At 70.6% G+C, this 8,284-nt stretch carries 9 protein-coding genes; 3 read left to right on the top strand and 6 right to left on the bottom strand.

The annotated features are described in order from the left end of the window. Positions 1-61: 61 nt before the first annotated feature. On the top strand, positions 62-1,426 hold the full coding sequence (locus HG543_RS48790) for a sensor histidine kinase (RefSeq protein ID WP_343073634.1): 1,365 nt from the start codon (positions 62-64) through the stop codon (positions 1,424-1,426). A 5-nt stretch (positions 1,427-1,431) separates the two neighbouring features. Here the strand turns inward: HG543_RS48790 and HG543_RS48785 are convergent, their stop codons facing one another. The 4 genes from HG543_RS48785 to HG543_RS48770 all read right to left on the bottom strand — a co-directional run bounded on the left by HG543_RS48785 (position 1,432) and on the right by HG543_RS48770 (position 4,166). Further along, positions 1,432-2,778 carry a 5'-deoxyadenosine deaminase gene (locus HG543_RS48785; protein ID WP_169351826.1) on the bottom strand — a complete coding sequence of 449 codons (1,347 nt, stop codon included), beginning with the start codon at positions 2,776-2,778 and terminating at the stop codon, positions 1,432-1,434. 27 nt (positions 2,779-2,805) lie between these two features. Next, a complete protein-coding gene (locus tag HG543_RS48780) occupies positions 2,806-3,210 on the bottom strand; it encodes a cytidine deaminase (protein WP_169351825.1) in 405 nt (134 codons plus the stop codon). Positions 3,211-3,261: 51 nt separating this feature from the next. Beyond that, positions 3,262-3,606, bottom strand: a complete 345-nt coding sequence (locus tag HG543_RS48775; RefSeq protein WP_169351824.1) for a PilZ domain-containing protein — start codon at positions 3,604-3,606, stop codon at positions 3,262-3,264. Between the two features lie 149 nt (positions 3,607-3,755). Continuing rightward, complete coding sequence (locus tag HG543_RS48770) at positions 3,756-4,166, bottom strand: SET domain-containing protein-lysine N-methyltransferase (protein WP_169351823.1); 411 nt, start codon at positions 4,164-4,166, stop codon at positions 3,756-3,758. Positions 4,167-4,296: 130 nt separating this feature from the next. Here HG543_RS48770 and HG543_RS48765 point away from each other — a divergent pair, with 130 nt between their 5' ends. Further along, a complete protein-coding gene (locus tag HG543_RS48765; protein WP_169351822.1) occupies positions 4,297-5,094 on the top strand; it encodes a DUF4328 domain-containing protein in 798 nt (265 codons plus the stop codon). On the opposite strand, the gene HG543_RS48760 is transcribed toward HG543_RS48765, so the two are convergent. Continuing rightward, the gene (locus HG543_RS48760; RefSeq protein ID WP_169351821.1) at positions 5,063-5,908 is read right to left on the bottom strand and encodes a hypothetical protein; all 846 of its coding nucleotides are present in this window, start codon (positions 5,906-5,908) and stop codon (positions 5,063-5,065) included. The two genes, HG543_RS48765 and HG543_RS48760, sit on opposite strands and share 32 nt — an antisense overlap. A gap of 396 nt (positions 5,909-6,304) precedes the next feature. On the opposite strand from HG543_RS48760, the gene HG543_RS48755 reads away from it, so the two are divergent. After that, positions 6,305-6,775: an SMI1/KNR4 family protein gene (locus HG543_RS48755; protein ID WP_169351820.1), complete on the top strand. Its 471-nt coding sequence runs from the start codon at positions 6,305-6,307 to the stop codon at positions 6,773-6,775. Positions 6,776-6,811: 36 nt separating this feature from the next. Here the strand turns inward: HG543_RS48755 and HG543_RS48750 are convergent, their stop codons facing one another. Continuing rightward, on the bottom strand, positions 6,812-8,116 hold the full coding sequence (locus tag HG543_RS48750; RefSeq protein ID WP_169351827.1) for a thymidine phosphorylase: 1,305 nt from the start codon (positions 8,114-8,116) through the stop codon (positions 6,812-6,814). Positions 8,117-8,284 lie beyond the last annotated feature (168 nt).

Here is an 8,284-nt window from a genome sequence, read left to right as displayed (position 1 = left end):
GGCCCGCCCCCGCATCCGGAACTTGCCCCGGGAGGAGGAAGCGGGGAAAACCGATTCCCTCGTGTCGACGTCTTCCCCCCCGAGCACCTTCGATGACGCGCTGACGCGGGCGGTGGACGCCCAGCGGCGGAGCGTGCTCGGCGCGGGAGCGGCCGTCCGGCTGGTGGGCGCGGCCCTCTTCCTGGCCATCAGCACCGTGCTGTGGCTGTCCGGAGGCGAGGACTGGGCGCCCTACCCGGCCCTGCTGGGGCCGTACGTGGCGGTGGCGGCGGCCCTGTTCGCGCTGCGGCGGCGGCCCGTGGCCCGGTGGCTGGGCGTGGTGCAGTCGCCGGTGGACGTGGCGCTGGTGTACGGGCTCCAGCACCTGGCCCTGCCCATCTCCCCCTTCCCCGCCGGGGTGGCGGGCTTCAGCCTGGGGCTGTTCGCGCTGGTGGTGGCGCTGAGCGGGCTGACGCTGCGGCGCAGCGTCGTCTTCGGCACGGCGCTCCTGTCCGCGCTGGCGCAGGGCGCGCTGATGCGCCAGGCGGGCGTGGGCTGGGGCGCGGTGGTCATCGCCCTGGTGGTGCTGCTGATGGTGGCGGCGGTGAGCCACTACGGCCCCGGCCGGCTGCGGATGCTCGCGGTGGCCCTCAGCCGCGCCGAGGTGGACCGGGCGCTGGAGGCCCGGCGCTTCCAGGACGTGGAGGAGGCCCGGCGCACCATCGAGCGGATGCTGCGCGACGCGCAGGCGAAGAACGACGAGCTCCAGGCGCTGCAGGCCGACAAGGAGCAGCTCACGCAGTTCCTCGTCCACGATTTGCGCTCGCCCCTGTCGGCGCTGACGATGACGCTGTCCTGGATGGAGCAGGAGGTGCCGTCCACGGGCGTGCTGCGCGAGTCGGTGCACACGGGCCTGGCCGTCACCGCGCGGCTGGACCGGATGATTTCCGACCTGATGGACGTGCCGCGCCTGGAGCAGGGCCGCCTGGAGCCGCGCAAGGTGCCCTTCGTGGCCGCCAACCTGCTGAACGAGGTGCGCCGCTCGCTGGACGGCGTGGCCCGGGCCCGGCGGCTCACCCTGGACGTGGCGGCGCCCGCGGGGCTGGAGGTGGTGGGCGACTCGGAGCTGCTGGTGCGCGTGGTGGAGAACCTGGCCAACAATGCGCTGCGCTACGCCCCCACGGGCGGGCGGGTGCGGCTGGAGGCCGGCCAGGACGCGGACTGCCGCTGGCTGGCCGTGCGCAACGACGGCCCGCCCATTCCTCCGGAGACGCGCACGCGCATCTTCGACAAGTACATCCAGGGCGATGCCGAGAAGGACAGCCGCCGGGGCTACGGGCTGGGGCTGTACTTCTCCCGGCTCGCCGCCGAGGCACACGGCGGGCGCGTCGCCGTGGAGGACACGCCCGGCTGGTCCACGTCCTTCGTGGTGCGGCTGCCCGTCTGAGGGCCTCAGGCCCGGGCGCGCTTGCGCGGGCGGAGGATGCGCTCCACGTGCGCGTTGGCGTTGGCCGTCACCGTCCCCGCGTCCAGCGTGGTGAGCACGCCGTCCTTCAGCATGGGCTTGCCGTCGATGAAGACGTGCGTCACGTCACTGCCCCGGGCCGAGTAGACGAGCGAGGACAGCACGCTGTCCGGTGCGGGGCTGGCGTGCAGGCCGCTCGTGTCCACGACGGTGATGTCGGCGCGCTTGCCGGGCTCGAGCGAGCCCACCTCGTCCTCCAGGCCCAGCGCCCGGGCGCCGTTCACCGTGGCCATCTCCAACACCTCCATGGGTGCCAGGGCCCGGGGACCGTGGTCCGGGTTGACGTTCTGCAGCACGGAGGCGAGCCGCATCTCGTGGAAGATGTCGAGCGTGTTGCTGCAGGGCGCCCCGTCCGAGCCGAGCGCCACCGTCACGCCGGCATTCAGCAGCCTGCGCACGTCGGCGATGCCGGAGCCCAGCTTCAGGTTGGAGCCGGGGCAGTGGCACACCACGGTGCGCGACTCGCGCAGCTGGGTGCGCTCCTCCTCGGACAGCCACACGCAGTGGGCCATCGTCACGTGCGGCCCGCACAGGCCCACCGTGTGGAAGTAGGCGACGTTGTCCTGGCCCCCGGTGTAGCGGCGGACGGCCTCCGTCTCCTTGCGGTTCTCGCTGGCGTGGGTGTGGATGCGCACGCCGTGCTCACGGGAGAGCCGGGCCACCTCGCGCAGCAACTCGGGCGTGCAGGACAGCACGAAGCGCGGGGCGAAGGCGTAGCGCAGCCGGCCCTCGTGCTTGCCGTGCCAGCGCTCCAGCAGCGCCAGGCTCTCGGCCAGTGAGTCGGCGGTGCTCTCGCGCAGGCCCTGGGGCACGCCCTCGCCCGCGTCCATCATCGCCTTGCCGCCCACCAGCCGGAAGCCGCAGTCGCGCGCGGACTCGAAGACGGCGTCGTAGTGGTGCACGGTGCCCATGTCGAGCGCCGCCGTGGCGCCCGAGCGGATGAGCTCCGCGAAGGTCAGGTCCGCCGACGCGCGCAGCGACGCCGCGTCGTGCGACGCCTCGAAGGGCCAGATGCGCTCGCGCAGCCAGTCCAGGAGCTCCAGCCCGTCCGCGCGGCCGCGGAACAGCGTCTGGCAGGCGTGCAGGTGGCCGTGGATGAGGCCGGGCAGCACCACCTTCCCCGTCGCGTCCACCACCCGCCGCGAGCCCCGGGCCTTCAGGCCCCGGCCCACCTTCGCGACGCGCCCGTCCTGGACGAGCACGTCCGCCCCCACGAGCACTTCGCGCTCGCGGTTCATCGTCACCACGGTGCCACCGGTCAGGAGCAGATCCACAGGGGTGCTCGCCTCTCTCTTGGAGGGCTAGAAGAAAGCCTTCGTGAAGGCGTGGGGCAGCAGCTCGCCCAGGGTGTAGCGCGCCTCGGCGCCCTTGGGCGTCCGGCTGCGCACGGGCAGGTCGGACTCGCCGAACTCGGCCATCACCTGCCGGCACATGCCGCAGGGCGGGCACGGCTCGGGCGTGTCCACGACGATGGCCACCGCCACCGGCTTGCCATGGCCCTGGGCCACGCCGGCGGCGAAGGCATTGCGCTCGGCGCAGATGGTGAGGCCGTACGTGGCGTTCTCCACGTTGCAGCCGGGCACCACGGCGCCGTCGGAGTAGAGGATGGCGGCGCCCACGGGGAAGCGCGAGTACGGCACGTGCGCGCGCGAGCGCACCCGCGCGGCCTCTTCGAACAGGCGCTCCCAGGGAATGTCGTTCGCCATGACGTCCTCCTCCTCGAATCGCGGGTCGCACAGTAGACCCGACGAGGGGACCTACCGGCCGCCGCCCTGCCTCAGCACGTCATCCAGATGACGGGCGATGGCCAGCTCCGCCTCCACGGGCAGGTCCAGGAAGCGCACGTGCGCGGCCGGGCCCTTGGGGCCCTGGGTCACCTGGAGCACCTCGCCGGTGGCCTCGACCTCGTCGGGGAGGATGGGGAGATGGAAGCGCACCTCCACCTTCGTGCCCGGCTCCATCCCGGAGCCATGCCAGGCACAACCGCCCAGCGAGAGGTCTCCGTCCTGGGTCTCGAAGTCCCCCAGACCACCCGCCCGGCGCACCCTCAGCCGCATGGGGACCCGGGGAGAGTCGCGCCGGTCCTCGGCCTTGTCGCTCATCGCCTCACCTGTTCATCGAACCGCATTGCCGGCGCATCATACGCGCGCCTTCTGGGACTGGAGTCCCCGAAATTCACCGACTTCGTTCCCCAACCCCGGGCCGGAGCGTTACACCCGGAGTGTAGGAGAGCCGCGCCCACGGTCCGCCTTCAGCGGGGCACGTCCTTGTTCCGGGACTTCCACCAGTCCTCGCCGTAGCTGATGCAGATCTGCTCGCCGGGGTGGATGTCGCGCAGCGCGTAGAAGGAGAAGAGGTCGCGGTCCACGGCGCGGTAATACGCGGCGTTGGGCTCCTGGGAGTGGTTGTAGATCATCCCGTAGCCCATCACGAGGGCGACCCAGTCTCCCTCGCGGCGCTCCTCCTTCTCGCCCCACTTGATTTGAAAGACGTAGTCGTCGAGCGGCGGCATGCGCGCGTGCTTGTGGAGCACCTTGAGGTAGTGACACTCCTCGATGAGCTCCCCGGAGGGGATGAACTCGTCGGTGAAGACGCCGTAGCCCCACTCGCACGGCCGGACCTTCACGCCCGGATGGATGTACAGCGCTTCGCCCTGGTTCATGCGTCCCTGACCCGCTCCTCGTCAGGGCGAACATATGGCGCGTTCCCGCGTCCGGGTGAAGCGCCGAGCAAGGCTTCCGGGGCGGCCGGGACCCGTTTCCCTGCCTGGAGGCGCTGGGTAGGCTCGTCCCATGCAGCCCGAGCTTGCCGTCCCCGAGCCCCTCCCCGCGGCGGCCTGCGCCGAGCACCCCGACGCGCCGTCCCAGCGGACGTGCCCGCGCTGCGGCCGGTTCGCCTGCGAGCGCTGCCTGCTGCCCACCAGCGAGGTGTGCCTCGACTGCCAGCGGCGGCAGCTCCAGGCGCTTCCGTCCGCGGCGCCGCGGGCCCGCTGGGCGGAAAGGATGCTGTGGGTCCGCGCGGCCACGGCCGCCGCCTCGGTGATGATGGACGTGTGGCTCCACGCCCGACTCGAGGACGGCTTCTCCTCGGTGGAGGACGCCACGACCTACGACACGCTCGCCGCCCTGGTGGCGGTTCCGACGCTCCTGAGCATGGTGCTCAGCGCGGTCTTCTTCCTGCGCTGGCTCCGCCTGTCCATCCAGACCGCTGCCACGATGGGCCTGAGCCAGGAATCCATCTCCTGGGCGACGTGGTGCTGGTTCATTCCGTTGGCCAACTTCATCAAGCCGTACGAGGTGGTGCGCGACCTGCGGAGGAACCTGGGAGGCCCCGCGGGGACGGGACTGCTGCAGGGCTGGTGGGCGGCGTGGGTGGCCATGAACATCCTGAACCGCGTGAGCGACATGATGAGCCGGCGGGCGGAACAGGATGGCGCCGCGTTCTCCTCCTCGCTGGTCGCCGGCATCGCCCTGGAGCTCGTCGTGCTGGTGGCCGCGGTGCTCTGCATCCAGGTCATCCGCCAGGTGCAGGTCCTGCTCGACGACCGCGTGGCGGACTTCACCCGGGCCCCGGCCGAGGTCCGCCCCTGAGGTAGCCGGAGACCTGCTCCAGGTACGCCACGCTCCCAGGCGCCAGGACCCGTTCCCTGGCGAGCTGGAGGAGTGCCTTGACGAAGCCGTGCTGCCGGGGATGCCGCCACGGGTCGGGGCTCCACGCGGTGAACTTCCGGGTCCCCTGGGCCTCCGCGATGGAGCACTCCAGGGTGATGCCGTCGATGCCTCCGGCCGGAGTGTCGGGAATGCCCAGCGGATCGAGCGCCGCGATTTCGTCGAGGAACTCGATGCCCCGCTCCATGGGGACGGCGACCATCTCCGAGTGTGACCGGCTGATGAGGGTGAGACTGTCCCGGGTCTCGCCGAAGTGCAGGAAGAGGAAGCCCTCCTCGTGGAACGCGGGCTTGAACCGGACACTGTAGAGACTCAGCCGCGCGTCGGGGCGAGGCTCCCGTGGCGCCGGCCCTCCTTGCGGTACCACTTCCACCGGGAAGCCGCGTGCCTCCGCGGCGGCGCGGAGCCTCCGCATGTCGTCCTTGTTGAGGTCGTCCGACGTCCACTCCGGCATGCCTTCGAAGCGCCGGCGGACCTCGGGGATGGGCAGGTTCGCGAGCCCGGGGAGGAACTGCCGCAACAGGGCCGCCTCCCTGGGCGTCGGGGAGGCACCGGGCCAGCGGATGGTGACGCGATACGCGAGGGACTCGGCCCTCGGGAAGTAGCAGATGGGGGCCATCTGAACGTAGCCGCACGCGAGGCAGGGAACGGAGAAGCTCCCTCCGACGGTGGTGGCCTCACCGAACGGGCCACCACAGCGGGGACACCTCGGCGCGTCTTCCACGTCGCTTCCCACGAGAGCCCCCTTTCGAGCCATGCGCGCCAGGGACGCGGAGGCCCGAGGACATCTGACCACGCGCGATGACTGGAGGCCCCCTGACGGGCAGCCATGAGGCATGGGAGCATGGGCAGGTGAGCTGCTTCGGTCAGTCGGTAGAGCATTGGAGAGCGTTCTTGCGAACCCTCCTGGCGTGCGGCTTCCTGGCTTGCAGCATCCTGACGGGCTGCGGCACCACGGGTTCAGCGGTTCCCGCTCCTGGCCGATGGGAGGGCCCCTGGCTCGCGAGTCCTCAGGGACGCTTCAAGACGACCATCTATTACGGCCCCTGGCAGTGCAGGCAGGACGTCATGAGCTTCTGCCAACGGAGCGTCGTAGGTCCGGACAGGCCCTATGCGGACTGAGCCCCAAGCGATGCGGGAGCTCCTCGCGGAGATATCCCGCCACCATTTCCCGAATCCACCGGCGACGCCCGCCGAAATCGAGGCATTCGAGCAGCGGGTGGGTTGGCGTCTGGACCCGGACCTGCGCGCCTTCTATCTGCATTGCGATGGGGCCGAGCTGTTCAGGAAGCCCGACTCGCCTTTTCGCATCCGACCGCTATCCAAGATCATCCGCGCGCGCGTAGCCATTCGAGGCCTGGATGACGACTCCAGGGGACCGGCATCCTGGTACGCCCTCTGCGCACTGCATGACAGCAACTACGTGCTGCTGGACGTGGGAACGCAGGAGGATGGTCGCTATCCCATCCTCGATGGTTACCGAGAGGCATTCCCGAACCCGCATGAGTGCAAGCGAATCGCCGGCTCCTTCTCGGAGTTCCTGACGGGCGCGCTACGCAGTCATGGGCGCTGGTTCTGGTTGGCGGACGACGCCCCGGAATAATGCACACAGCCTTGGGGCGCCGCCCTGCGTCCGCAACTACTCCACCCGCTCGCGCACCAGCGGCCGCGCCTGGGGCGCCGCGTCCCCGAACCGGTACGCCGCCAGCAGACGCGCCTTCACGCCCTCCACCGGGCCGGCGTCGTTGTAGTGCACCCGCACCACCGGCTCGCCCTTCGTCACCTGCTCGCCGGTCTTCTTCAGCAGCGTGAAGCCCACCGCCGGATCGATCTTGCTGTCCACCCGCTGCCGGCCCGCACCCAGCGCCACGCCCGCGAGGCCCACGCCCTCCGTATCAATCCCCGTCACCCACCCGTCCCTCGGCGCCACCACGTCCACCGTGGACTTCGCCTGGGGCAGCAGCGAGTAGTCGTCAATCGAGCGCGGGTCTCCGCCCTGCACCTGGACGATCTCCTTCAGCTTGCGCACCGCGCTGCCGTCCTCCACTACCTTGCGCAGCTTCTCGCGCGCCTCCTCCACCGTCGCCGCCTTCTTGCCCAGCACCAGCATCTCCGCCGTCAGCGCGTAGGTGATCTCCGTGTAGTCCTCCGGAGCCTCGCCACGGAGCATGTCCACCGCCTCCATCACCTCCAGCGCGTTGCCCACCTTGCGGCCCAGCGGCTGGTCCATGTCCGTGAGGAGCGCCACCACCTTCTTCCCCATCTCCGCGCCCAGCCCAATCATCGTCCGCGCCAGCAGCCGCGCGTCCTCATCGCGCTTCATGAAGGCCCCGCTGCCCACCTTCACGTCCAGCACCAGCGCGTCGATGCCCTCCGCCAGCTTCTTGCTCATGATGGAGGACGCAATCAGCGGGATGCAGTCCACCGTCGCCGTCACGTCGCGCAGCGCGTAGAGCTTCTTGTCCGCCGGAGCCACCTGCGCCGTCTGCCCAATCAGGCAGCAGCCCACCTCGCGCACCAGCCGCCGGTACTCCGACGTCGGCAGGTTGACGTTGAAGCCCGGAATCGACTCCAGCTTGTCCAGCGTCCCGCCCGTGTGCCCCAACCCGCGGCCCGAAATCATCGGCACCGGCACGCCGCAGGCCGCCGCCAGGGGCGCCAGGCTCAGCGACACCTTGTCGCCCACCCCACCCGTCGAGTGCTTGTCCACCTTCACGCCCGGCGTGTCCGACAGGTCCAGCACCTCGCCGGACTCCAGCATCGCCCGCGCCCAGGCGCCCAGCTCCCGGGAGTCCAGCCCCTTGAAGAAGACGGCCATGCACATGGCGGCCATCTGGTAGTCCGCCACCGTCCCCGCCGTATACGCCTGGATGAACGCGCGGATGTCCGCCGGGTCCAGCCGGCCACCATCCCGCTTCGCCTTGATGAGCTCGTAGGGTTGCACGGAGAGAGGCCATAGCAGGAACACGGGCCCTCATGCACTCCGGGAAAGGCTCGGCTTCATCTGGTAGATAGGCGGGCCATGATGCTTCGCCTCCAGGTCCTCGCCCTCGCCGCCCTCCTGTGCGCGTGCTCCAAGAAGGAAGAGCCGCCCCCCGCCGGTGCCCAGGGC

It is taken from the genome of Pyxidicoccus fallax, assembly GCF_012933655.1.
In the GTDB taxonomy this organism is placed as follows: Bacteria; Myxococcota; Myxococcia; order Myxococcales; family Myxococcaceae; genus Myxococcus; species Myxococcus fallax.
This window is presented reverse-complemented; position numbering and strand designations above follow the sequence as displayed.